The sequence below is a fragment of the Pseudoxanthomonas sp. X-1 genome, from assembly GCF_020042665.1.
In the GTDB taxonomy this organism is placed as follows: Bacteria; Pseudomonadota; Gammaproteobacteria; order Xanthomonadales; family Xanthomonadaceae; genus Pseudoxanthomonas_A; species Pseudoxanthomonas_A spadix_A.
Genome location: NZ_CP083376.1, coordinates 1,929,870 through 1,953,857, shown reverse-complemented (window position 1 = coordinate 1,953,857; position 23,988 = coordinate 1,929,870). Strand labels below are relative to the sequence as shown.

The 23,988-nt window shown below is 66.0% G+C and carries 18 protein-coding genes; 1 reads left to right on the top strand and 17 read right to left on the bottom strand.

What is annotated here, in order from left to right; translation table 11 throughout:
* Positions 1-376: 376 nt before the first annotated feature.
* From LAJ50_RS08700 to LAJ50_RS08670, 7 genes are all read right to left on the bottom strand, one after another.
* Positions 377-1,807 (bottom strand): MFS transporter, encoded by a 1,431-nt coding sequence (locus LAJ50_RS08700; RefSeq protein WP_138651175.1) that lies wholly within the window; start codon positions 1,805-1,807, stop codon positions 377-379.
* Between the two features lie 102 nt (positions 1,808-1,909).
* Positions 1,910-2,494, bottom strand: a complete 585-nt coding sequence (locus tag LAJ50_RS08695; protein WP_138651176.1) for a GIY-YIG nuclease family protein — start codon at positions 2,492-2,494, stop codon at positions 1,910-1,912.
* Positions 2,491-3,870: a DUF763 domain-containing protein gene (locus LAJ50_RS08690; protein WP_138651177.1), complete on the bottom strand. Its 1,380-nt coding sequence runs from the start codon at positions 3,868-3,870 to the stop codon at positions 2,491-2,493. The genes LAJ50_RS08695 and LAJ50_RS08690 overlap by 4 nt, the downstream gene beginning before the upstream one ends.
* A 55-nt stretch (positions 3,871-3,925) precedes the next feature.
* Entirely contained in the window at positions 3,926-4,564 is a 639-nt protein-coding gene (locus LAJ50_RS08685; RefSeq protein WP_130552609.1) for a DUF1772 domain-containing protein, read from the bottom strand.
* An 80-nt stretch (positions 4,565-4,644) separates the two neighbouring features.
* On the bottom strand, positions 4,645-4,947 hold the full coding sequence (locus tag LAJ50_RS08680; protein WP_138651178.1) for a UBP-type zinc finger domain-containing protein: 303 nt from the start codon (positions 4,945-4,947) through the stop codon (positions 4,645-4,647).
* Between the two features lie 10 nt (positions 4,948-4,957).
* On the bottom strand, positions 4,958-6,631 hold the full coding sequence (locus LAJ50_RS08675; protein ID WP_138651179.1) for an FAD-dependent oxidoreductase: 1,674 nt from the start codon (positions 6,629-6,631) through the stop codon (positions 4,958-4,960).
* A 213-nt stretch (positions 6,632-6,844) separates the two neighbouring features.
* The gene (locus tag LAJ50_RS08670) at positions 6,845-8,302 is read right to left on the bottom strand and encodes a glycoside hydrolase family 30 protein (RefSeq protein ID WP_224096528.1); all 1,458 of its coding nucleotides are present in this window, start codon (positions 8,300-8,302) and stop codon (positions 6,845-6,847) included.
* 135 nt (positions 8,303-8,437) lie between these two features.
* Between LAJ50_RS08670 and LAJ50_RS08665 the strand changes: the two genes are divergently transcribed.
* Positions 8,438-8,764, top strand: coding sequence for a BON domain-containing protein (locus LAJ50_RS08665; RefSeq protein WP_138651180.1), 327 nt, complete (start codon positions 8,438-8,440; stop codon positions 8,762-8,764).
* Positions 8,765-9,103: 339 nt separating this feature from the next.
* Here the strand turns inward: LAJ50_RS08665 and LAJ50_RS08660 are convergent, their stop codons facing one another.
* From LAJ50_RS08660 to LAJ50_RS08615, 10 genes are all read right to left on the bottom strand, one after another.
* Complete coding sequence (locus LAJ50_RS08660) at positions 9,104-10,585, bottom strand: S41 family peptidase (RefSeq protein ID WP_138651181.1); 1,482 nt, start codon at positions 10,583-10,585, stop codon at positions 9,104-9,106.
* Positions 10,586-10,631: 46 nt separating this feature from the next.
* Positions 10,632-11,756: an AraC family transcriptional regulator gene (locus tag LAJ50_RS08655; protein ID WP_138651241.1), complete on the bottom strand. Its 1,125-nt coding sequence runs from the start codon at positions 11,754-11,756 to the stop codon at positions 10,632-10,634.
* Between the two features lie 254 nt (positions 11,757-12,010).
* On the bottom strand, positions 12,011-14,683 hold the full coding sequence (locus tag LAJ50_RS08650; RefSeq protein WP_138651182.1) for a M1 family metallopeptidase: 2,673 nt from the start codon (positions 14,681-14,683) through the stop codon (positions 12,011-12,013).
* A 405-nt stretch (positions 14,684-15,088) separates the two neighbouring features.
* On the bottom strand, positions 15,089-15,688 hold the full coding sequence (locus tag LAJ50_RS08645; protein ID WP_138651183.1) for a hypothetical protein: 600 nt from the start codon (positions 15,686-15,688) through the stop codon (positions 15,089-15,091).
* Between the two features lie 331 nt (positions 15,689-16,019).
* Positions 16,020-16,892, bottom strand: a complete 873-nt coding sequence (locus LAJ50_RS08640) for a GIY-YIG nuclease family protein (RefSeq protein ID WP_171044516.1) — start codon at positions 16,890-16,892, stop codon at positions 16,020-16,022.
* A 178-nt stretch (positions 16,893-17,070) separates the two neighbouring features.
* On the bottom strand, positions 17,071-17,928 hold the full coding sequence (locus LAJ50_RS08635) for a hypothetical protein (protein ID WP_138651184.1): 858 nt from the start codon (positions 17,926-17,928) through the stop codon (positions 17,071-17,073).
* A complete protein-coding gene (locus LAJ50_RS08630; RefSeq protein WP_138651185.1) occupies positions 17,925-19,712 on the bottom strand; it encodes an AAA family ATPase in 1,788 nt (595 codons plus the stop codon). The genes LAJ50_RS08635 and LAJ50_RS08630 overlap by 4 nt, the downstream gene beginning before the upstream one ends.
* Positions 19,713-19,714: 2 nt before the next feature.
* The gene (locus LAJ50_RS08625; protein ID WP_138651186.1) at positions 19,715-21,682 is read right to left on the bottom strand and encodes a restriction endonuclease subunit S; all 1,968 of its coding nucleotides are present in this window, start codon (positions 21,680-21,682) and stop codon (positions 19,715-19,717) included.
* Positions 21,682-22,164, bottom strand: a complete 483-nt coding sequence (locus tag LAJ50_RS08620) for a DUF1016 N-terminal domain-containing protein (RefSeq protein ID WP_138651187.1) — start codon at positions 22,162-22,164, stop codon at positions 21,682-21,684. The genes LAJ50_RS08625 and LAJ50_RS08620 overlap by 1 nt, the downstream gene beginning before the upstream one ends.
* A complete protein-coding gene (locus tag LAJ50_RS08615) occupies positions 22,161-23,972 on the bottom strand; it encodes a class I SAM-dependent DNA methyltransferase (RefSeq protein ID WP_224096526.1) in 1,812 nt (603 codons plus the stop codon). Before LAJ50_RS08615 ends, LAJ50_RS08620 begins: the two co-directional genes overlap by 4 nt.
* Positions 23,973-23,988 lie beyond the last annotated feature (16 nt).

Sequence of the window (23,988 nt, the reverse complement as noted above, 5' to 3'; positions counted from 1 at the left end):
TCATTCGTGCTTCGCTTGCGCCTCACGGCTCGGTGGGAGCCGCCATCGCGGCGATGAGGCTCGACCAGGAAGGCCCCATCGCCGCCATGGGGGCTCCCACAGGGATTCGGTCGGCGCTCAGCGAGCACCACGCGCGCCGCCGCGGTCCATCTTTCGACCCGAAGCTCATGCGCTCAACGCGCGAGGCAGCGGGCCGGCGGGCCGAGGCCGCGCCTAGCGAGGCAGGACGCTGAGCGCCCGAATCAGGGCAGGATGCCCTGACTGAGGGAAAAGCGGACATCGCCCACCGGACCGCTGCCCTTCCGAAGCAACAACACGCACGCACCACGGTCCATCGCAACGTGATCCCTGGCTCAGGGGAAAAACATTCCCCGGCTCAAGTCCCCGGCCGCGCCACCACCTTGGGCTCGTGCACTTCCTCGCCCGGCTTGGCGCGGCCGGCCATCTCCGCGCCGGCGTCGGGCGCCAGCTTGCGCATGGCGATCACCGAGCTGGCCGAGATCAGGCCGATGGTGAGGAAGGCGAAGGTGAAGTTGATCGGCACCCCGGTCGGCTGACCGGTTGCCAGGCTGGCCAGGCTGAGCGCATAGCCGCCGACCGTCACGCCCAACGCCAGCGAGATCTGCTGGATCATCGCCGCCAGGCTGGTCGCCTGACCCATGCGCGCCTGATCCACCTCCGAATAGATGATCGCGTTGAGGCTGGTGAACTGCAGCGAGCGGAAACAGCCCCCCACCAGCAGCAGCGTCACCATCAACAAGTAAGGCGTCCCGGGGCGGAAGAAGCCATAGGTCGCCAGCATCAGCGAGGCCGCCACCGCGTTGAACACCATCACCTTGCGGAAGCCGTAGCGCTTGAGGATGCGCGCCGCCAGCGTCTTCATGAACATCGCCCCGGCCGCCGAGGTGAAGGTAATCGCACCGGACTGCAGCGGATTGAGGCCGAAGCCCAGCTGCAGCATCAGCGGCAGCAGGAACGGGATCGCACCGATACCGATGCGGAACACCGACCCGCCCAGCACGCCGATGCGATAAGTCGGCAGCTGCAGCAGGCTCAGGTCGATCAGCGGATGCGCGACCCGGCGCGCATGCCACAGATAGACACCCATCACCGCCACGCCCACCGCCACGCAGCCCAGGGCCAGGCCGACATTGACCATGTGCCGGCCCAGCGTGGCCAGTCCGAACATCGACAGCGCGAGGCCCAAGCCCGACAGCGCGAAACCGGTCCAGTCCAGCGGCTGCACCGGCTCCTTGAGCAGCGGGATATGCCGCCAAGCCAGCCACATGCCCAGCGCGCCGATCGGCAGGTTGATCAGGAAGATGAAACGCCAGTGGCTGTAGGTGGTGATCAGACCGCCCAGCAGCGGGCCCAGGATCGGCCCCAGCAGCGCGGGAATGGTCAGCCAGCTCAGCGCCCGCACCAGCTCGGCCTTGGCCACGCTGCGCAGCAGCACCAGGCGCCCGACCGGCACCATCATCGCCCCGCCCATGCCCTGGATGAAGCGCGCGGCGACCATCCATTCCAGCGAGGTCGAGGCCGCGCAGCCCAACGAGCCGAGCAGGAACACCGCGATGGCCGTCATGAAGGTCGGCCGCGCGCCGAAACGGTCGGCGACCCAGCCGCTGATCGGGATGAACACCGCCAGCGCCAGCAGATAGGTGGTCAGCGCCAGCTTCAGCGCCACCGGCTCCACGCCCAAGTCCGTGGCGATGGCCGGCAGCGAGGTGGTGATCGCCGTGGAGTCCATGTTCTCGATGAACAAGGCCGTGGCGACGATCAGCGGCAGCAGGCGTTCGGGTTTCAATGGACCATGGGGCGACAGCGGGAGTCGCGATTTTCGCTCAAACGCCCTTGCTCGCGCGTGAGCCGCGGCCCGGCCCGGCCCGCTGACCGGCACACGCCGACCTCAGACCTTGCCGTACCAGCGCGCGATCGCCGGCGAGAGCCGATCGGTGAGGTCGATCTCCAGGCTGCGATAGCCGTCCAGCACATCGCCCAGCGCCCGCCCGGCCGGCGTGGGACCGACCAGGCCCTCCAGCTCCTCGACGCTGAGCTGGGCATCGGCCCAGTCGTAGAGCCGATCGATCCGCGACAGGGCTGCCGCCTGCAGCCAGCCGTGCAGCGGCAGCACGCGATAGCCGCCCTGCGCCAGCTCGGCCACATGCGTGGCCAGGGGTGCGGCCACGCCGCGGAACCACTCGGTCTGGCCGCCGGCCGCATCGCGGATGGTCAGCGGCATCGGGGCGCGATGGGGGCGCAGCGGCCCGCGCAGCCGCAGTTCCAGGTCGCGGGCATCGCGGACGGTCTCGGTCTCGATCAGCACGCCAGCGTGCAGGTCGAAGAACTCGAACCAGCGCGGATGCAGCGCGCCGATCCGCCCCAACGGATCGCGCGAGAACCCGATCTTGCAGAAGTCCTCCCAGGCGCACGGAAAGACATAGGTGAAGCAGCGCCCGTCGATCGGGACCGCCGCCTCGGCGGCGCGGCTCATGATGCGGCGCGCTGCGGGGCGGCCGGCGCGGGAGGAGCTCCGGCCGCCTCGTCAGGCGCCGGCTCCCAGCCGAACACGCTGCGCCCGCCGTAGCGATGCGACTGGCGACGCTCCTCTTCCAGATAGGCCTCCAGCGACGGACCGTCGGCCCGCGCCTCCAGCTGCCGCGCCTGCGCATCCAGGCGGCGGATCGCCTCGAGCTTTTCCTCGTTGCCCAGCCTGGCCTGGCGTACCGCGGTCTTGAGCACGCCGATGGTGTGGTCCAGCACCCGGGTCGGGACCGGGAAGGGATGCCGGTCCTTGCCGCCATGAGCCAGCGAGAACCGCGCCGGATCGCTGAAGCGGCACGGCGTGCCGTGCAGCACCTCGGCCACCATCGCCAGCGAGCGCACGGTGCGCGCGCCCACGCCGGGCACCTGCAACAACGCGGCGAAGTCCTTCGGCCCCTGCTCGGCGGCCGCGGCCAGGCTGCCGTGCAGCCGGCGCAGGACGATGTCCTGGGCGCGCACATCGTGGTGGTCCGGCAGCGAGAGGTGCGGCTGGGTCGCCGGATTCCAGGCGCGGGCATCGACCGGCTCCACGGCCGGCGCGGCGAACAGGTCGCCGGTGACGGGCGCGCCCGCATCGGCCCGAGCGCGCGCCGCCCGCTTCAGTGCCTCCGCCGACGGTGTCGCCAGGCGCCCGTATTCGCGCGCGATCTCCTGCGGGCTCAGCGTCTGCAGCAGCGAGACCTGCGCCGCGCGCGCGCCGGCCGCGCGGCGATCGGCCAGGTTGACGATCGCGCCCTGGCGCGGGCCCTCGATGGCCGCGTGCGGCGCATCGACGAAGTCCTTCAGCCCTTCGGACAGCCAGTGATAGCGACGCGCCTGCCTGCTGGCGGTGTTCATGCCCTGCTGCACCACCACCCACTGGCCGTCGTCGCTGACGATGAAGCCATGCAGGTACAGGTCGAACCCGTCCTGCACCGCCGCACTGTCCACCTTGGCCACCAGCCGGCTGGCGCGCGCCAGCGCCGCGCCGTCCACGCCGGTGCGCTCGCCCACCGCCAGCAGCTCGTCGGGCGTGGCGCGCGAATGCCGGCCGCGGCCGCCGCACACATGCAGGCCCAACTCCGCGGACAGCGGCGCCAGCCCGCGCTTGAGCGCGCCGATCACGCTGGTGGTGATGCCGGAGGAGTGCCAGTCCATGCCCATCACCGCGCCGAAGGACTGGAACCAGAACGGATGCGCCAGCCGCCGCAGCAGTTCGTCGCGGCCATAGGTGTGCACGATGGCCTGGCACATCACCGCACCCAGCCGGGTCATGCGCTGGCCCAGCCACGCCGGCACGCGCCCGCCATGCAGGGGGAGATCGGCGCTGCCGCCGCGTCGGGTCATGGAACCTGCCTCACCACACCAGCCTGCCACGCGCCCATCTCAGCGCGTGAGACGGCTAAAGCAGCTCGGACACGAAGTAGGCCACGAACGCCAGCAGCAACAGGACACAGCCCGCATACGCGAGCCTGCTGGCGAGCGATGCGGGGCCGGTCATGACCTGTGCGGCGGGGAACGGCAGGCTGATCGCACGCAGGGTGCTGAGAAACCCCACGGTCGCGGCGATCACGCGCAGCCAGTCGTTGCGCAGCCAGGCATGCACCAGGGCCTCGATGCCTGCCTGATCCTGCAGCGCGCCGGGCGCGCCCTTGGCGACGGCCCAGAGCGCGGCATTCATGGGCCAGAACGACGCCACGGTGAAGACCAGCACGACCAGGATCGTCAGCGCCGATGCCAGCAGCCAGCGGCGGTAGCGCATCGGGGTGCGCCAGCCGGCGAAGACCGCGATCCACGTGGCGACCAGCAGCAAGGCCGAGGGCGGAATGAAGAAGTCACCGGTATTGACCGGGTACGCGGCCCCATAGGGCAACAGCCGCAACGAGGCCGGCGGCGCCGCGCTCCAGGCGCCCGCCAGGACTACCAGGTCGAAGACCTTGGCCCCCAGCAGGACGCCCCACGCGATCGCCGCGAACCAGAGCGCGCCACGCACGATCCTTCGACGCCACGGCGAAGCGGGCACCACGCTCGGGCTGGACATGCACGGTCCTTCAGGCTGCGTCGGCCGCATCGTACCGGACCCGGCGGCCTTGGCATCCCCGACCGCCGCCCGTGGCCGCGTTACACGTAGCGCGGGATCGGCCCCAGCTGCGGCGTCTGGTCGGGCAGATCGACCTCGGTCCTGTCCACGTAGCACCAGCCCCAGCCTTCGGGCGGATCGTAGCCTTCGATGATGGGATGGCCGGTGGCGTGGAAATGCGCGCTGGCGTGGCGGTGCGGCGAGTCGTCGCAGCAGCCCACATGGCCGCAGATCCGGCACAGGCGCAGATGCACCCACGGGCTGCCGATGGCCAGGCATTCCTCGCAGCCCTTGGCGCTGGGCGTGACCTCGGCGATTTCATCCAGATGCGTACAACGGGACATGACGGCTCCTTCAGGCCTCAGCGACGGGGCGCGGCTCGAGGGCCGCCAGGTACTGGTGGATCTGCGCGACCACGGCCGCGCCCTCGCCCACCGCGGCGGCCACGCGCTTGACCGAACCGGCGCGCACATCGCCGATGGCGAACACCCCGGGCCGGTCGGTCTCCAGCAGGGCCGCGCCCTTGGCGCCGGTGACCACGAAGCCGGCCGGATCCAGCGTCACGCAGCCCTTGAGCCAGTCGGTGTTGGGGTCCGCGCCGATGAACAGGAACAGGTGCCGCAGCTGGCAGCTGTGCGACTGGCCGGACGTGCGATCGCGATAGGTCGCGCCGGACAGCGCGCCCTGATCGTCGGCCTCCAGCGACAGCAGCTCGGTGTTGGTGTGCAGCTCCACGTTGGGCAAGGCCTTGATGCGCTCGATCAGGTAGTTGGACATCGAGGCCTCCAGGCCCCGGCCGCGGATGACCAGATGCAGCTTCTTCACCTTCGGCGCCAGGTAGACCACCGCCTGCCCGGCCGAGTTGCCGCCGCCCAGCAGCGCGATCTCCTCGCCGGCGCACATGCGCGCCTCGATCGGCGAGGCCCAGTAGGACACGCCGCTGCCCTCGAAGCGCGCCAGCTGCGCCACCTCCGGCCGGCGATAGCGCGCCCCGGAGGCGACCACCACCGTGCGCCCCTGCACGACCAGGCCGTTGTCCAGCGCGAGCTGCAGCGGCGCATGCGGGTCTTCGGCGGTGGCCTCGCACTGCAGCGTGCGCACCTCGAGCGGCAGCGCCAGCTCCACGCCGAACTTCAGTGCCTGGTTGTAGGCGCGCCCGGCCAGCGCCTGGCCGGAGATCCCGGTGGGAAAGCCCAGATAGTTCTCGATGCGCGAAGACGCGCCGGCCTGCCCGCCGATGGCGCGCTGCTCCAGCACCAGCACCGAGAGCCCTTCGGAAGCCGCATACACCGCGGTCGCCAGTCCCGCGGGACCGGCGCCGACCACGATCACGTCGTGGACCACGCCCGGATCCAGCTCCGGCGTCATGCCCAGGCAGCTGGCCGCGGCCAGGTTGGTCGGCCGCTTGAGCACCGTGCCGTTGGGGCAGATCATCAGCGGCAGCTCTTCGGCGTGGATGCCCAGGCGCTCGACCAGGGCCTGGCCCTGCGCGTCCTGGGTCGCGTCCAGCAGCGTGTTGGGATAGCCGTTGCGGGTGAGGAAGCCCTGCAGCCGCACCAGCTCGGCCTCGCCCGGCTGGCCGACCAGCACCGAGCCGACCGCCTCGCTTTCGATCAGGCCCACGCGGCGCAGGATCAGCGCGCGCATCACGATTTCGCCCAGCTCGGCCGCGCCGATCAGCAAGGCGCGCAGATGCACCGCGTCCAGGGGCACCGCCGTACACCCCTGCGCGCCAGCCACGCCACCGGCCAGCGAACTGCGCCCGGCCAGCTGGCTGACCTCGCCGGTGAAGCTGCCCGCGCCGTGCTCGTGGATGTGTTCCTCGTGGCCCAACCCGTCGCGGCGCGACACGACGATGCTTCCCTCCAGCACCAGCCAGACCGGCGCCGGGTGATCGCCCACGGCGAACACCTCCTCCCCCGGCGCGAACCGCCGTGCCGGCCCACTGGCGAACCGCCGCGCCGTGGCCAGCTGGGCCGCATCCAGCGCGGGGAACATCTGGTGACGCCGGGTATCGATCAATGCCATCTGAGTGCTTGGTGTCCAGGCAGCGCCCACCGGCGCGCAAGCTGCTTTTTTACCATCTTGGCGCGGTGGGCGATGGGCCTGCCTGGGCGGACCTGGACGGTCGTCTCCATCGCCTCACCCGCGCATGCAGACTCCCACCACGCGCTCGGCCATCCGCACAAAAGGGACGCCCCGCCATCGCGGGGCGTCCCAGCAGCGCCGGCGCGCGCGAACTCAGTACACCAGCGTCTGGATCGCGTGCGCGGGGATTTCCACCTGGGTGGAGGCCTGACCCACATAGAAGTTGTAGGTGATCGCCTGGTCGCTGGCGTTCATCACCACCGTCGCCAGCTTGTTGTCGGCATTGAGGAAGGCGGTGGTCGTCAGGTTGCTGCGGCTGCTGGCGGCGCTCACGCGCTGGGCCTGCGGGCGGATGAACTTGGAGAAGTGGCCGATGTACCAGTACGGCGGGGTGTAGATCAGCTCGCCGGTGCGCGTATCGGCCTGCAGCGGGGCGAAGCAGTAGTTGCCCACATGGTTGGGGCCGCCGTGCTCGTCCAGCAGGATGTTCCAGTCGGTCCAGGCCACCGCGCCGCCGTTGAAGTCGTGGATCATGGAGGCGCCGTAGCGCTCGCCGTGGGCCCAGTCCTGGATGCGGTCAAAGTCGAACTTCTCGATCGAGGCCTCGGTCAGCAGCAGCGGCTTGTCCGGGTAGGCGCGCGAGACGGCGGCCACGTTGTCGTACATCGGGTCGAACCCGGCCCAGGTCTCGTACCAGTGGAAGCCCATGCCCCAGGCGTACTTGGCCGCCTCCGGGTCGTCGAACAGGACGTTGGCGCGGTGGACCATCATGTCGCGGTTGTGGTCCCACACGATGATCTTCTTGTCGCCGTAGCCCGCCTTGGCCATGGTCGGGCCGAGGTGGTTCTTGAGGAAATCGCGCTCCTGCTCAGCCGAGAACTGCATCGATTCCCAGATCTGGACCGCCATCGGCTCGTTCTGGACGCTGATGCCCCAGATCGGGATGCCTTCCTTCTCGTAGGCCGCGATGAACTTCGTGTAGTAGTTGGCCCAGGCATCGGCATACTCGGGCAGCAGGTGGCCGCCCTTGAGCATGCTCTTGTTGTCCTTCATGAAGGCCGGCGCGCTCCAGGGGCTGGCGAACATCGGCAGCGTGCCGCCGGCCGCGGCGATCGCCTGCTTGATCATCGGGATGCGGTACTTGCGGTCGTGCGCGATGGAGAAGGTCTTGAGGTCCTTGTCGCCGTCCTTGATGTAGGTGTAGCTGGCGCTGGAGAAGTCCGAGCTGTGGATGGTGGTGCGGGCCCAGCTGTAGCCGATGCCTTCATTCGGGTCGTAGTAGGCCTTCATGAATTCGGCCTGCTTGGCCTTGCTCAGCTTGGCGTAGGTCTCGGCGGCCGCATCGGTGATCGCGCCGCCCACGCCGAGCACGGTCTGGAAGCGCCGGGTCGGGTCGACGAAGATCGAGTTCTCGCGCTCGTTGAGGGCGTGGCCGGGCTGCAGGGCAGCCACCTCGCTGCGCGCCATCTGCGCGGGCGCGCCCGAGGCCGAGGTGTAGACCGTCACCGCGCCGCCGCTCGGCGTGTAGGCCGCGCTCGTGACCTCCGCCCCCTGCGCACTGGCCGCCGCCAGCAGCGCGCCCATCAGCGACACCCGCATCGTCTGTTTCATCGTGCCCTCCCAGGCGAATCGAAATCCCGGCAAGCATACGCGTCCCGGCGGGCGCACCCTTCATCGCGCCCGCTCTTGGCGGTGCGCTCACTTGCGCGGGCGCAGCATCGCCTCACCCTGCCGAGGAGTTTCACCATGAACACCCCTGCCCGTTCCGACCAGCTGATCGGCGACGATGTGGTCCGCACCCTGGCGCAGCAGCCGGACATCGAGGCCGGCGAGATCCTGGCCGAGGTCCAGGATGGCCAGGTCACGCTGACCGGCAACGTGCCCGAGCGCGACATGAAGCAGCGCGCCGTGGCCTGTGTGCGCCAGATCGAAGGCGTGGTCGGCGTGAGCGACCTGATCCGCTACGACGACGGCAGCGCCTCCTTTGGACCGCCCGGTCAGGCGGTGCGGGATGGGGACCATGAGGGGGGTCCGGGATCGGCGGCGGAGGCTGATCTGCGTGAGGATGGGTGACAGATCGGGACACACCTCTGGATCCGGACACACTAGGAAAAGTGATCTTCGCCCGATTCAGTGGTTACTGCGTCTGAGAGCTGGCACTTCGGTGGGGCAGCGGTCCGGCGGGCGGTGGCCGCTTTTCCCTCAGTCAGGGCATCCTGCCCTGACTCGGGCGCTCCGTTCTGCCTCGCTCATCGCGGCCACCGCCCGCCGGCCCGCTGCCTCGCGCCTCAGCTCACATGGCTTCGGATTGAGGGGTCATTCGAACCCCTGCCTCGCGCAGACCGCGATCAGTGACGGGCCGCGATCTGTCCCGTAGGCGATGGACACTGGCGAGCCGCGCGGAAGGCGAAACTACGGCGTGGCTTGGCCGGCAGGCGTCGCGCCGAACGCGGCCTCCTTGTCCGGGTCACGCCCCGCCACGATATCCGCGATCGTCCATCGCACCGGGACGTCCGGCACCACGCCCGCATCCGGCTGAGGCGTCACAGGGAACTGCCCAACCAGCGGCACGTCGAGCTCGATCCCCGAGTGCGGCAAGCGCAGGAAGAAGAACGCCCCGCCGTTGATACCCCGCCGGTTGCCACCGGTCGTGCGGCCCACGAGCGTGGCCACGCCACTGGCCTTCACCCGCGTGGCGAACTCGAAGGTGGCCGAACTATTGGTCGGCCCCACCAGCACCTTCACCTGTCCGGCGAAGAACGGTGCGCGCGGCATGATGCGGTCGTCGACCGCGTCTTCGGCGCGAATCCGCCTATAGAACCTGCCGTCGAAGTCGCGGGCCTGGTCGCCCCAGTCGAAGAACCCGCGGTCCCAGGTATGCAGGTACGGTCGGATGGCCTCCGGCACGCGCCGGTAGCGGAGCAGCTCCCGGTACCCCGTGAAGACGAGCGGCGTGCGGGTCAGGTGCGCCAGCAGATCGTCGCCGACATTGGAGCCACCGCCGTTGTCGCGAAGGTCGATCACCACCAGGCGCACACCCCGGGCATTGAGCTCGGCGAAGACCTTGTCCAGGTCAGCGTGCCAGTCGCGCTGGCTTTCGTAGCGGACCCAGCTCGGCATCGTGAGCAAGGCCTGCCCGGCGGCGGGAAAGCTCAGGATCCAGCCCGCATCGTCGCGATCGCGCGGCGGCCGCGCCCGCGCCCGGTCGGCATCCGTCAGCGCTTTCACCGTCACCTCGTCCGGTGTCGCCGATGCCGGGCGCTGCACGCGAAGCCGTAACTCACCGTCATGCACCGGAAAGACCAGCGGATAGAACACATCGAAGGCCTCGTACCGGTCGCGACCGAGCACGTCGAGCTCGTCGACGCGCTTGGCGTCATTGCTCCCGTCGGCGGGCACCAGCGGCATGAGGGCAGCCAGGATCCGGGCCGCCTCCACCCCATCGATGGCCAGGACCCGCGTGCCGCGTGGGAGCCCGGGCATCGCGTCGTCGGCGACGATCATCTGGCCGTCCAGCCAGCGGAAGTGGAACGGCACCCGGTTGGCGCCGCCGAACACCACCGCGGCGACGTCGGGGGACTGGTTCCAGAAGTTCGGGTAGGTGTGGCCGCAGCGGATGGCGGCGGTGAGCCGGGCGAAGGCCAGATACGCGGCCGGCAGCGAGGGCGCGCGCTCCAGGTCCCGGCGCAGTTGCGCGAAGCGTCCGCGCATCTGCGCCGGGGTGTTGTAGCGATACAGGCCCGGGTGCAACTGCTCGTACACGGTCTCCAGCAGCCGGGCGTCGGCCAGGAGTCCGGCGCGGTCGGGCATGGACGCAGGCGGTACCGCGGGCGACGACGCCCCTGCGAAGGGGCTGGCGAGCAGGCACAACAGTGCGATGAGGCGAAGCGGCATGGGCGAAATCTCCTGTAGGTGCGCCGAGCCTGGCGCACCTGACCCGTCAGGGCGTCCCAGGTTCGCGATGCGCCGTCGATATTTCAGCGATGAGACCTTCTCCCGCCCGCGCGCGGTACGCGGACGGCGTGCAGCCGGTCAGCTGGCGGAACACCCGGTTGAATGTCGCCTTCGAACCGAAGCCCACGTCCAGGCCGGTGCCCAGGACCGCGCCGCCCCGGGCCAGCGCGACACAGGCGGCATCCACCCGCATCCGGTTGATGACGTGACTGAAGCCGGCGCCGAGCCCCTCGTTTAGCCCGCGCGACAGGTAGGCCGTGTTGGTGCCCAGCCGCCGCGCGACGGTGGCGAGCGTCAGCTCGGGTTCGCGGTACCAGCCCTCGCGCTCGATGGTCGCCGCCCAGGCCCGTGCCCTGACGCTCCAATCCACCAACGGTGGCGGCGGGGCCGGCGCCGGGGTGTCCTGCATCCGGGGTGGCGAGGCGCCCGCGTGCCGCCAGCCTTCCACGCCCAGGGCATAGACCAGCGCGGCGAAGCTGAGATAGAGCCCGAATGCGTCGAAGTACGAGACCGGGCGCACCGCGATGTCCCACAGCGCGAAGGCCATGCCGATGACGATCACCGTGCCGGTCAGGCAGAGAAAGCGGCGCAACCATGTCAGCCGGTACTCCTCCGCCGCCGCGCTGTGCGCCTTCAACCAGCGCTGCCAACGCAGAAAGACACGCCCCGCGGCGGTCCAGTACGCGGTGACCGACAGGCCCACCAGCGTCCATTGCAGCGGCGCCACCACCGCGGCATGCGGGCCCAGATACCAGGCGTGCTTGACGTCCAGCGGCTGCAGGAACAGCACCAGGTAGTACAGCCCCTGCAGCGCGGCGGGCAGCAGATGCCACCGCCATCGTGGCGGCAGCGTCGCCGTGGCCGTCGTCACCACATAGAGCCAGAGCAAGGGCCCCAGGGCCAACTGCCAGAAGAACGGCGCAAAGGTCAGCCACGGCCAGGCGTCGTAGCATCCGGCATAGCCCAGCGTGTAGGGCGTCATCGCCAGGACCATCACGACGATCAGCGCCGCCAGCATCCGGTTGGCCTGGCGGTTGGCCTTTACCCGGGTGAGCAGCACCGCGACCACGAGCCCGTGCAGGCTCGTCAGCGCGAGGATCGTGCTCCACATTCCGAACCGGATCATGCCCTGCCCTCCTCGGCCGAGGCCGCAAGGCTAACCCGGCGGGGATTCCCATGGCGCGTAAATCAGCCGCCAACAGGGCGAAGCCAGCGCGGCCCGCCTCCCCACCCGGCGCCATCTTGCCGATCCGGCAACACAGCACCTCGGTCCGCGAGCCTTCGTCGCGCCAAGGACTTGGTGCCGCCACAAAAAGAAGCCCCGCATTGCGGGGCTTCTTTCTTCTTGCATGCCTCAGGCGACGCTTACTTCTGCTGCTTCAGCCACGCCACCACCTGCGGACGGCGTTCGGCCTGCAGCTTGACCCGGGTCTGGATGCTGGTCATCACCGTTTCGGCCGCGCGGCGCGAGGTCGGGGCGATGTACTTGTCGGCATAGGCCTTGATCTTGTCCACCATCTTCAGATCGTCCGCACTGCTGCCCAGGCCCGGGTAGTAGCGCGCCCGCGAGGTGGAATCGACCAGCGTGTCGACCTTCTCGCGATGGCTGACGGCGAAGTCGAACGCCAGGTCGGCATGCTCCTGGGACACCGCGCCGATCATGCTGGCGGCGTTGGTCGCCCCCGGCTCATCGGTCAGCGCCATGTCCAGCGCACGCTGGGCCAGCGCCGGGTCCTTGGCGTAGGCCAGCAGCGAGTAGTACTGGTCGCGCACCATGGACGAGGTCTCCTTCTTGGCCATCGCGTGCAGCGTGTCCCAGGTGGCCGCGTCGGCGTTGCGCGCAACGATACCCAGCACGGTGCGACGCAGATCCGGCGAGAGCGACTTCGGGTCGGCCTGGAAGGCCGCGAAGCGGCGGCGCGCCTCGGCGATCACCTGCGCATCGCCCATGTTGCTGAGCACGCCGATCAGGCTCGAACGCAGCTGCTTGACCCGCGCCGGATCGCCCTCGCGGTTGTCCCAGCCCAGCTGCTGGAACTTGGGCGACAGGCGCGCGATGGCGTACTTGCGCCACGCCGCCTGCTGCTTGGCATCGCCATCGAACAGCCCATCGACGCCGCCCAGCACGCCGGCCACCTGCAGCCACAGGTCCGGCGAGGCATCCAGCGGCACCTTGGCGGTCAGGTCCAGCTGGTCGGCGACCGGCTGCAGGCCGACGCTGGACAGCGCGCCGGCGTCCATGATCACGCCCAGCTGGTCCACCACCGGCAGCGTGGAGAACTTGGCGCTGAGCGCCTGGAACATCGCTGGCGCATACAGCGTGCGGTAGTAGCCCTTCTGCCCGGCGTTGATCACCACCGGCTGCTGGCAGCCCGGCAGCGTCACGCGGGCGCTGCCGTCCTGCACCAGCACGCGCGTTTCCTTGCCGTCGGCGCCGCGCAGGGTCACCGGCACGTTCCAGCGCAGCGGCGTCTTGTTGGGGCGGTCCAGGGTGAATTCGCCCTGCTCCAGGGTGACGGTGGTGCTGTTGTTGGCACAGACCGCGTCTGCCTTGATCAGCGGCACGCCCGGCTGCAGGGTGAAGTCGTGCGCGACCTGGGTGAAGTTCTTGCCCGGCGCGGCCTTGTCGACCTCGCGCCACAGCTCGTCAGTGACCGCGTTGCCGTGCGCGTGGGCCTTGATGTAGCTACGCACGCCGGCGCGCCAGTTGTCCGAGCCGACGTAGTCCTCCAGCATGCCGATCACCGCCGAGCCCTTGCCGTAGGTGATGCCGTCGAAGGCCTGGCTGGCCTGCTCGACCGTGGCCACGTGCTGCACCACCGGATGGGTGGTGGCGTAGGCGTCACGGCCCATCGCGCCGCGGCTGGTGTAGGCCGCCTCGGTCTTGTCGATGTCCCATTCCGGATGCAGCTTGGCCGTGGTGCGGCCCTCCATCCAGGTGGCGAAGCCCTCGTTGAGCCACAGGTCGTCCCACCACGCCATGGTCACCAGGTCGCCGAACCACTGGTGGGCGATCTCGTGCGCGGCGGTGGTGAACACGCGCTGCTCATCGTTGACGTTGGACACGGCCGGGTCCAGCAGCAGCGAGTACTCGAAGGTGAAGATCGCGCCCCAGTTCTCCATCGCGCTGAAGAACTGGCTCTGGCCCGGCGCGGCGATGTTGTCCAGCTTGGGCAGCGGATAGTCCACGCCGAAGTAGGCGTTGTATTCCTTCAGCACGTCGCGCCCGGACTCCAGCGCGAACTTGGCCTGGTCCACCTTGCCCTTCTGCGCGATCACGCCGATTTCGGTGCCGTTGGGCCCGGCCAGCGTGGCGCGGTCGAAGTCGCCCAGGCCGAAGAACACCAGATAGGTCGACATCTTCGGCGTGGTGGCGAACACCACCTGCTTCATGCCGTTGCCGGCGTCCTTGGACGAGGCGATCGGCATGTTGCTCACCGCCATCTGCGCGGCCGGCACGGTCACGCTGAGGTCGAAGGTCGCCTTGAAGTTCGGCTCATCCCAGGACGGGATGAAGCGGCGCGCATCGGAATTCTCGAACTGCGTGTACAGCGCACGCTTCTGGCCGTCGGCGGTGGCGTAATCCAGCGCGAACAGGCCATTGGCCTGGGTGTTGATGATGCCGCTGTAGTCGATGGACAGCACGTACTTGCCCGGCGCCAGCGTCTTGTCGAAGGCGAAGCTCGCCGTCTGCGCATCGGCATCGGTGCTGACCTTGGCCGTGAGCGGCTTGCCCTTGCCCGCGCTCAGCGTGCTGGTGCCGAAAGTCAGGTTGGCCGCCTGCAGCACCAGGGTCTGGGTCGGCTCCAGCACCTGCACGTCGATCCTGACCTTGCCGTCGAAGGCCATCTTGTCCGCGTGCGGGGTGATCTGCACCGCGTAGTGGCTGGGGCGCGCCGTGCGCGGCAGCTGCGTGGTCACCTGCGCGGCGCGGTCGGCGACCTGCGGGGCGGGAGTGGCCGGGGTGGACTGGGCCGACGCCGCCAGGCTCGTGCCGGCCAGGGCCAGCGTGATGGCGGTCACCAGGGTCTTGCGCATGCGGATTCCTCAGGTAGCTGGCGCGTCCCCGCGCCGAATCCGCCGATGATCCTCTCCCCCACCGGACCGGGCGCCCCCCGAAAGTCATGTCGGTTTTGTCAGGTAGCCCCTCAAGCGTGAAGACCGCGCTACCGCGTGTCGCGAAGGCGCTCGGCCATCGGATCAGGCGAGCGGCGCATTCCATATTCCGGAATACGGAACATTGACCATAACCCGTTGTTTTGCATGACGTTGTCTGTCAAACAGCACAATGCAAGGCGCCCATCTCGGCCCACTTCGGGCCATCTATGGCCACCTCCCCAAACCCCCACGTCGTCATCCCCGCGAAAGCGCGGATCCAGGGACTTTTCCAACCGACCCCAATCAAAGCGGAGCCTTGCTGCCCTGCCCGATTCCCCTTGAAGCTCAGTGCATCCGCCCGCGTTCGTCAGCCTGTGCCACCGGCCTCACCCTATAGACCGCCTGTTCTTCGCGCACCCGAGCCGACGACGCGGCACGCAGCGGCTGACGCTCGACCTGCCCCAGCAACGCACGCACCTCATCGACCGCCGCGCAAAGCGTCTCGCCCACCTCAGGCAACGCACGCCCTGCCCGCCCGCTCGCATCGCCAACCGCTACCACCCTCGCATGCGCCGAGGCAGTCTCGACCAGCAGATTGAGCCGGTCGATCTGCGCCAGCGTGACGCGAAAGGCAGCGCCTTCTACGTCCGTCGCTCCGTCACCATCGAGATCGGGCAGGCCATCAGCCACATCCCCAGGGCGCTGCGCCGGCCACGACAACACCTCCAGCACCTGCCCCACCTGATCGGCCAACAGCTCCAGGCAGAACGCCACCTCGCCCATGCGCATCCCACGCCCGGCCGCGTCCTCCTCCGCCTGCGTGCGCGGCGCCAGCAGCCGCGCCAGAAACCTGACGTGATCGCTCAGGCGCGCCAACCGCACTTGGCCCTCCACCGGCAGGAAATAGCCGGGGCCGTCTTCATCGTCCAACTGCGCGTACGACATCGGTGCCTCCTCGTTCCATGAAGGGAACCGCCAACCGAGAACGGCGGACGGGAAGTCGGGAGGCTCGAAACCGCGAACAGCCGGCGGGCTTATTCCCCTTGCGGGTGTTGTATTCACCGCCCTCCCGACGCAGGCATCGCGTCGGTTGCGCCTGCAAAAACATGCAGGCACAAAAAACCCACCGGTTTTTCGGAGGTGGGTACCGCTGTTCGGGGAGTTTCGAGGCTCCGTGGGGTGATCGTGCTACTAGCTAGGACGCGAGTCAAGCATCACCGAATGCGAGGGATCCGTGATCCTTTAGGCACAGAGCACACCCTCCCCGGAGACCACGTCAATTAGCATTGAGGCCGTATGGCGTTCGTGCATGCAGGCGTTTCTTCCAAGTCCCTTCAAGTACCACGACGTCGTCGGCGGGAAGGTCAGGAGAAACACGCTGCAGGATACTGAAGGCAAAATTGTTTGGATCACGTCCGCGCAGCAAGCGGTTACCACCATCGCCTGTCGCAGCATAGTTGAGCCAACGCCCCAGAATGTTGTCGCTCCCGTACGCTGACCCCACGTAGCCCAGGCAAGCCGAGCGATCAAAGATGTAGTAGATCCCCCGCCACTGCGCCAACGCTTGACGCCAGCTCATCGGCAGCAACTGTAGCTGCTTCCAATCCAATGCTAGTTCCTGCCACCCCGGCATCGCTCTTACCAGCAAGCTCTCTTCATAAATCGCGGCTACGGGCAGGCGATTCCTTGCAGCCCAACGCCACCACGACCGCTCAATACCGGTCCACTCAAGAATCAACTTCCCTTTCCATTCCGCCATATGCTCGGTGCAGCGGAGATCAAACACCAGCGAATCCCGCCCGTTCTTGGGTCCACGGGTTCCGAACTCACGCAATCGCGCGTTACCCGGTAGCGACCAGAACTCAGCCGATGTCACTGTCGAGAATCCTACGACCTCGTAGAGGCCAACAAACACGGCGCGCCCCGGCGCGCGCCCAATGAAGGATGCAAGGTAGCGCGCCTTCGTCAACGCCTTCTCAACCACCTCGCCGTGATTTGACTGATAAGCGTTGTAGAGCTCGTGTTGCTCGCTTGCCAGCCAGGGAAGCACGGCTCGCAACTCCGGTTCGGTTGGGCGATGCCGCATCACCATCACCGCGGCCGGCGAGATACCCGTCTTCTCAAGCAGGTCGTTCAGTTCGATCAGCATTGCCCCGCCCCAGATTCAACTATCGCCCATGCCATCAGGAAATTTAGCAGCGCCCGCAGAACGCTGGTGAGTGCAGCCACAACCCATGTCGCGACACACGCAGTGCCCCCCGCAGCGATTTAGATCACTTCAACGACCTGCACCCATGAAATAGCGCAGAAGACAGAAGCCACTCTGCTCAAGCCACCAACCTCAGCAGCTGCGGCTCGTTGCGCACCTGCAGACACCAACGAGCCACCGACGACAGTTCGGCCGACCGATCCGTCAACTCGCGGACCTTTGCCCGCACCTCCAAGAGCTTGGCCTTCGCGGCCGGGTTCTTGCCGCCGGCGCACTTGGCCTTGGCAGACAGAAAGTCTTCAATGAGTACGTCGACCTTTTGCCAGACTCTCCGGCGGGCTTCTGCCAGTGGAACATGCTCGTTGAGCTTCAGGCGCTTCACAGTCTCGGTGACGCGCTCCTGCTCCCACGTGGAACTCCCCGGCATCGGGATGAGCTTGCCTTCTTCGTCGAAGGCGATGAGTGAGACGTCATCATCGTCGATCGGATCCAGCAGGTAGGCGGCCTCGGATTCCTCGCAGCGCGCTCCGAACGTTGAGCACAGCGAACCCTGTTGCAGGGGGAACCAGCCGCCCTTCTTTCGATTGCCAACGTTGCCGCAGATCCGAAAGTTCATGTAGTCGAAGGCCAGCCACCAGTAGCCGTCACGTGCAGTTCCGTCCAACGCTTTCGCCTCTTTCTTGGGGCGGAAGTGCTCCACGTCGTAATGCGAGTAGAGGTCTCGGACCTCGGAGAACCAACACTTGCCTCCCGAGAGCGCCAGCATCCACTGCTTCAGCGCTCCCCAATGCGCGCTATTGGCATCAATCAATGCGTTGCGATCGTCGCACCGCCCCGCAGCCTGCAAAGCAGCCATGTCGGTTACCAGCTGCGCTGACTTCGCCAGCCAAGCGTCCCACTCGGCCTGCGTCCAAGGCGTCCAACCCGGAATATCGCGGTCCGTCGGCCGTTTGTGCTCCAAGTCGATGAAAATCATTCGTTGTCCTCACGAAGGATTTCGTCGATGATCTCGTCAGCCACTTTGTCCTGCTCCGCTTGTTCTTCTGGACTGAGCGCTGGCTTACGAAACTTCCGGTGCTCCGCCATCTTACGCACGAACAGTGCGTAGTCCGGGTCGCGAAAGTCCGCCGTTGAGAAGCCTAGGTCAGCCAACTCAGCCGACAGGCGAGTCAGCTCGGCATCTTCCTCGGCGGTGCGCGGCTGCTTGACAAACAACTCGTTGCGTCGGAACAGGCGGCGCTCGGTTTCAATGTCCAAGGTAGATGACAGCCCAAAGAGCTCGCTCTTCAGCAAGCCCGTCACGCCCATGCCCTGCGGGTGCTCGTCCGGCGTATCCACCACGGTGCGATCAGGCTGCCGGCGCAGGATGTGCACCTGCTCGCGCTTAAGGCTGCCGATCATCATCGGGTCGTGCGTGGTGATCAGCACCTGCGAGACGCCTTGCATCACGCTTTCCCCATCCAGATTCAAGACGCCCTCGATGTCGTCGAAATAGCGCAGTTTCCAGATCGGGTTCAAGTGCGTGTCTGGCTCATCGAGCAGGAACAGGCAGTGATCTTCGTGGGTGATGCGCATCAGGCCAAGCACGGTGAGCATCTGCAGCTCGCCTTCGGACAGCTGGGTAAAGCTGACCTTGCCGCCATGTTCGTCGCGCTTCTTGACGGTGATGCGCACCTCCTCGATCAGGTCGCCGATGTAGGCACCCTCGGCGTAGCGGAAGAAGCTGTCCGTGCCCCCGACCATGCGGCCCAGCTCCTGCAGCTTGGCTTGACTGGACACGTACAGATACAGCTGGCGCTGCTTCTCGGTGCGCCCACGGAAGTCGATCTGGTGGGGCACCTCTTGCTCAATGGGCGCCCAAGCCACTTGCCACAAGCTGTCCAGAAACTCGCTCACCACGCTCCCGCGGGCGTACCAGAAGCGAGGGTCGCCCTCGTTCAGCTCCACTTCGTCGAACTTGCCATTGCGGCGCTTCTCGCGCAGCCGGTATGGCTCCTTCAACACAAACAGCGCCGACTCCAGTGACTCGATGTGCAGGTTCTTCAGCACCTTCTGGAACACCGGGTCGTCCGACAGCAGACAGGCCAGCAACACCAGCTGGCTGTGCCCGCCCCGGCAATAGAACAGGCGGCGCAGGCGGTCGTCGCCTGCTTGTTTCATTCGCATCTCACGGCGTTGCTTGGCCTCCTCAATGGCGCGGATGTCTGCTTCAGTGCCCTTGAAATTCGACAGAAGCTGTTCCGGCAACACCTCGTCGGTGGTGATTTCCTGCCGTCGATTGAAGCGCTTCTGGTGGTCCTGGAACAACTGCTCGATGCGCTCGTTGCGACCCGAGTAGTAGGCGAACACGTGCGAGGGAAGCAGGCGCGGGCCGCGGCGCTCGTCGCGTGGGGTCTTATCGGGCGGATCGTTCTTGTTCAGGTACTCCTGGGTGACCCGGTCGCCGTCCACCCACACAAAGGGCCGGCGCTGTTTGGCCAACTCGGCCTCAATGCGCACCACATGCCCGCGGATCTCGTATTCCAGCGTGTAGTCGAACGCGGCGTCGCGGTCCAAGTCCACGTCGCGGAAGATGGTGATCAGCGCTTCGATCAGGTTGGACTTGCCGGTGCCGTTCTGGCCGATCAGCGCGTGACTGCGGATGGCCTTGAGTGCCGCTGTGTCCCCCGCGCCGGGTCGGGGTTCGAGGTAGGTGGAAAAGTCGATAACCAGGCCACGCAGGTTGCGGAAACTCGGGATCGCCAGATGCCGCAGCTGCATATTCAGCCCCCTCCCGCTTCAGCCGTATTAGCGTGCACCTCGGCTACCGAGGGCTCGGTGATCCAGCCATGCGACACCTCGGTCTTGAGCTGCGCGTAAAACGCATCAATGTCGGCGCCGAAGCGCTGCCATAGGTCGCGGGCTGACATCTCGCCGTTGTGTCGGGCGAGCAAGGTAGCCAGCGGGGCCTGATCCTTGACGTCCGGCAAGCTACCCAAACGCAGCGGCGCGACCAGTTCGGTTGGGGGTGCTTTCACAGCGGCTTCCTCTGTTTGTTCAATGGCGACACCTGTGAGTTGGGCAGTCGACGCAATTGCTAGCCGCTCTGCGGACTTATTTCCGTCGCGCAGCTCCTTCTCAAATCTGTCACAGATCCGCATGAGTTGCTCAACTCGGGAAACAATGCGTGCTTGCTCAGGAACCGGAGGCACGGGAATTTCAAGCTGCTTCAATTTCGCAGCCTTGATGCCCTTCGCTGTCATCCCGCTGGAGTTCTTGTCGAGCAGGCTCTGGAAGCGAGGTGACAACATAAAGTACATCGCGCAGCGCGTGTTTAGATCAGCAAAAGGCTGCAAGTTGATAACCCGCTGAGCCAGTGCAAAGGTTGGCGGCTCTTCAATCAGCGCGACATTGCCGAGCGGCGCTTCCGTTGTGAAAAGGAGATCGCCCTTCTTCGGAAATCCACGGGTCATCCACTCCGCATACGAACTTTCGGATATGTACTCCACTGGTCCGCGATCCAAACGCCCTGGTCGAACATTCTTGGCCGTCACAAGAACAACGCCGCTTTCCGTCTTGGTCGGCGTCTTCCCTCGGTAGTCGATGAACTGAAAAAGTTCTTCAAAAGTGGCCTTTGACCAGTGGCCCGGTATGTCTACGTCTAGCTGGACTACGTCGGTTGCTGCACCGACTTTTCGCTTCATCTCGCCAGATGCCAGTCGAAGTGCTTTCGCGTCTCGGGTGCGGGCCAGATGCGCATCAACAGATTCATCGTCAGGCACTCTCTGGCTGAGGTGACCGACCAAAGCCAAGTCCAGGACGGATGCGCGCAGAGTCTCCACATCCGCCGGCTCACTGAACAGTCGGCCGAAGTTGGCTTGCAGGCGTTGCCAGCTCTCCTGCAGTTCGTGCGGGCTTTCGGCGCTGGCGAGGGCCTGCAGGGTGGACTGGCGCAGGGCGTTCTGCAGCTTGCGCCTGTCTTGCTGCTGCTGCTCCAGCCGGTCGCAAAGCGCCATTAGTTCATCGACCTTGGCGACGATACGGGATTGCTCTTCTAGCGGGGGCAGTGGAACCGTAATCATCGCCAGCGCTTTGCTGGACATGTTTGAGATGCCAATTCCCTTGCGGTGAGCATTGATCTCACCCGTTAGGTTCAACTTTTCGAAGAAGCGATAGACAAAAAATGGATTGATTCCACCAAAGAAGCGGGCCCGGTGAACGTGGTTCTGAAAGCACACCTCCCGATCGTCTGTCCAAACAGCCGCTCTACCCGCCTCGCCCCCCTCACAAATCAAGAGGTCTCCCTTACGCGCCGTGCATTTTTCAAGTTCTTCATCACGAATGGGCATCTTCCTGACGTTTCTCAGATCAAACCGCCCCCAATACAGATTGGATGTGGTGATATAGTCACGCAGCTTTCCACTGTTGCGGACGGCATCAAGAGTCTTGCCTGAGTTGTGGACTGCAATTTCTCCAAAGCGGGCCCAACACCAGTTGCCGGGGATTACATGCAACTTATCCTTGGTAGTTATCACCGGAAATGGCTTTGGGGAACGCAATGCACCAGTGGCGATGAGCGATTTCTTCTCTGCAGAAACTGCCTCCAACAATGAGATGGCAGACTCACTTGTTGCTTGTGGAAGCAATCGCCCCTGCATTGCAAGCACCAGCACCAATTCGCGGAGCTTTTGAACACCGTGCGGCGCATTCGCGATGTGGCCGAACTCGGCCAGAAACTGCTGCGCGTCCATCAGGCCTCTTCTCCAATGCGGTTGTTCAGACGCGCGCGCGGCAGGGCGATGGCCTCGTGCAGCTTGGCGTGCAGCACTTCCTTGGAAGGCAGGGCGGTGAGGTACTCGGCCACGTGGATGAGCGGGTCACCGATGTAGATCGGCGCCTTGCGGCGGGTCCAGCTCAACTGTCTCCGCTCTGCGGAGACGGTTGGCTCGTCGGGGAGGGCCTCGGCGAAGCGCAGCATGTGGCGCAGGTTCTTTTCGAAAAAGCCCCGCCCGTGCTCGGCCTCCAATTGTCTCGCCAGCGCGGAGACTATGCACTCGCCATAACCGGCCCGCTGACCTTGCAGCACATCGGTGCGGACGCACTGACCGATGCGCCAATAGAACTGGGTGAGCGCGCTGTTGACCGTGCTGGCCAGTTGCTGGCGGCTTTGTTCAATGAGCTGGCGGATGTCGCGCAGCAGCTGCGGCGTGGGTTCAAGCGGTTCTCCGCTCATGCCCGCCGCTCCTCAGTGTCTGCTTCCGCTGCGTGCTCGGCGCTGAAGTGGTGCGCCAGTGCGGCGGCCAGTTCAGACTTGAGCTGGTTTTCGGTTTCCTCAATCTGCCCAAGCAGAATCTTGTATTTCTCCAGCAGCAGGTCGGGGTCGTGGGATTCCTCTTCCGGCGCATTGGGGTTCTTCAGGTCCAGGTTGTAGATGGGCCAGTAGATGCGGTCGCCCGCGGCCTGGGCATCGCGCGCTTGCAGGCGCAGGCCCTCGGCCTGGGGACGCAGCATTTCGATGTCATCTTCAGCTGCTCTACGCTGCTGGGGGTCGGTCACGCCCCTGATGGACTCGCGCAAGGCACGCATCTCGCCTTCCAGTGCGCTGGCCTGGTTGTTCAGCTGTTCGGCGCGGGCCCAGTGGGGCTGGGCAGCGGCTTCGGCCTGCTCGCGTTTGGCTTTGAAATCGATCTTCCACGCGCGTTCGTTTTCTTCCCGATCGGCAAAACCGTTTGCTTCGCTACACCACCAGTCCTGCTCGGCCTTGAACTCTTCGAACCGGATGGGCTTGGTTTTGCTGTAGCTCTTGTAGCCCGGCGGGTAGGGATGCTCGTAGAACCAGATGGTGTCGGTGTGGAAGTGCTCGTTGCCATCGTCCAACTGCACGCCTTTGGTGAAAAACAGCACGTTGGTCTTAATCGTGGTGTATGGCGCGAACACGCCTTTGGGCAGGCGCACGATGGTGTGTAGCTTGCAGTCACGCAGTAGCATGCGCTTAAGCGTGCCCTTGATGCCATCGCCAAACAGAAAGCCGTCCGGCAGCACCACGGCGGCGCGCCCATTCTCCTTGAGCAGCTTCTTGACGATGAGCGCCATGAACATGTCGGCGGTTTCACGCGTACGCAGATCGGCCGGGTAGTCGCTGCCCACACCATCGTCTTCGTAGCCGCCGAACGGCGGATTGGTGATGACGCAATCGACTTTATCGTTGGCGCTCCACTCGTTCCAGCCGATGCCAAGAGTGTTTCGGTGCTCGATCTGGCTGGGCACGTCGATGCCATGCAACAGCATGTTGGTAGTGCACAGCAGGTGGGGCAGTTGCTTTTTCTCGATGCCGCGGATCAGGCCTTCGATAGCGGCGTTGTCTGCCGCGCTGGATTTTGTGGTGATCTGGTGACGGAAGTGGTCGATGACGGCGGTCAGGAAGCCGCCGGTGCCACAGGCGGGATCCATCACCGTCTCACGCTTGGCCAGACTCGGGTTGAGCCGATCGGCCATGAACTGGGTGATGGCCCGCGGGGTATAGAACTCGCCGGCGTTGCCGGCACCGCGCAAATCGTTCAACAGCTGCTCGTAGACGTCGCCCAGATTAGCGCGGGTCTGGAAGTCGTTGAAGTCGATGGCCTCTTCAAGCTTCTCGATCACGGCCAGCAGCTGGGTACCGCTCTTCATGTAGTTGTTGGCGTCCTCGAAGACGCTGCGGATCACCTTGTGCTGCGGGCTGGCGTTGGCATCCAGCTCCTTCAGCTTGGGAAACAGCTCATTATTGACGAAACCAATGATCTCGCTGGCCGCGATCTGAGGCTTCTTCTTTCCGTCCTCATCTGCCACGTAGGCAGCCCAGTTCCGCCAGCGCATGGGCCCAGGAATCGGAGATCTATAGTTTGCGTTGTCGTCTTCCCACTCTTCTTCGCGTTGGTCGAAGACCTTGAGGAACAGCATCCAGGTGAGTTGCCCAAGGCGCTGTGCGTCACCGTCAACGCCGTCGTCCTTGCGCATGCTGTCCTGGATAGACTTAATGGTACTACTGATGTTCATCTTCATATTCTCGATTCACTTG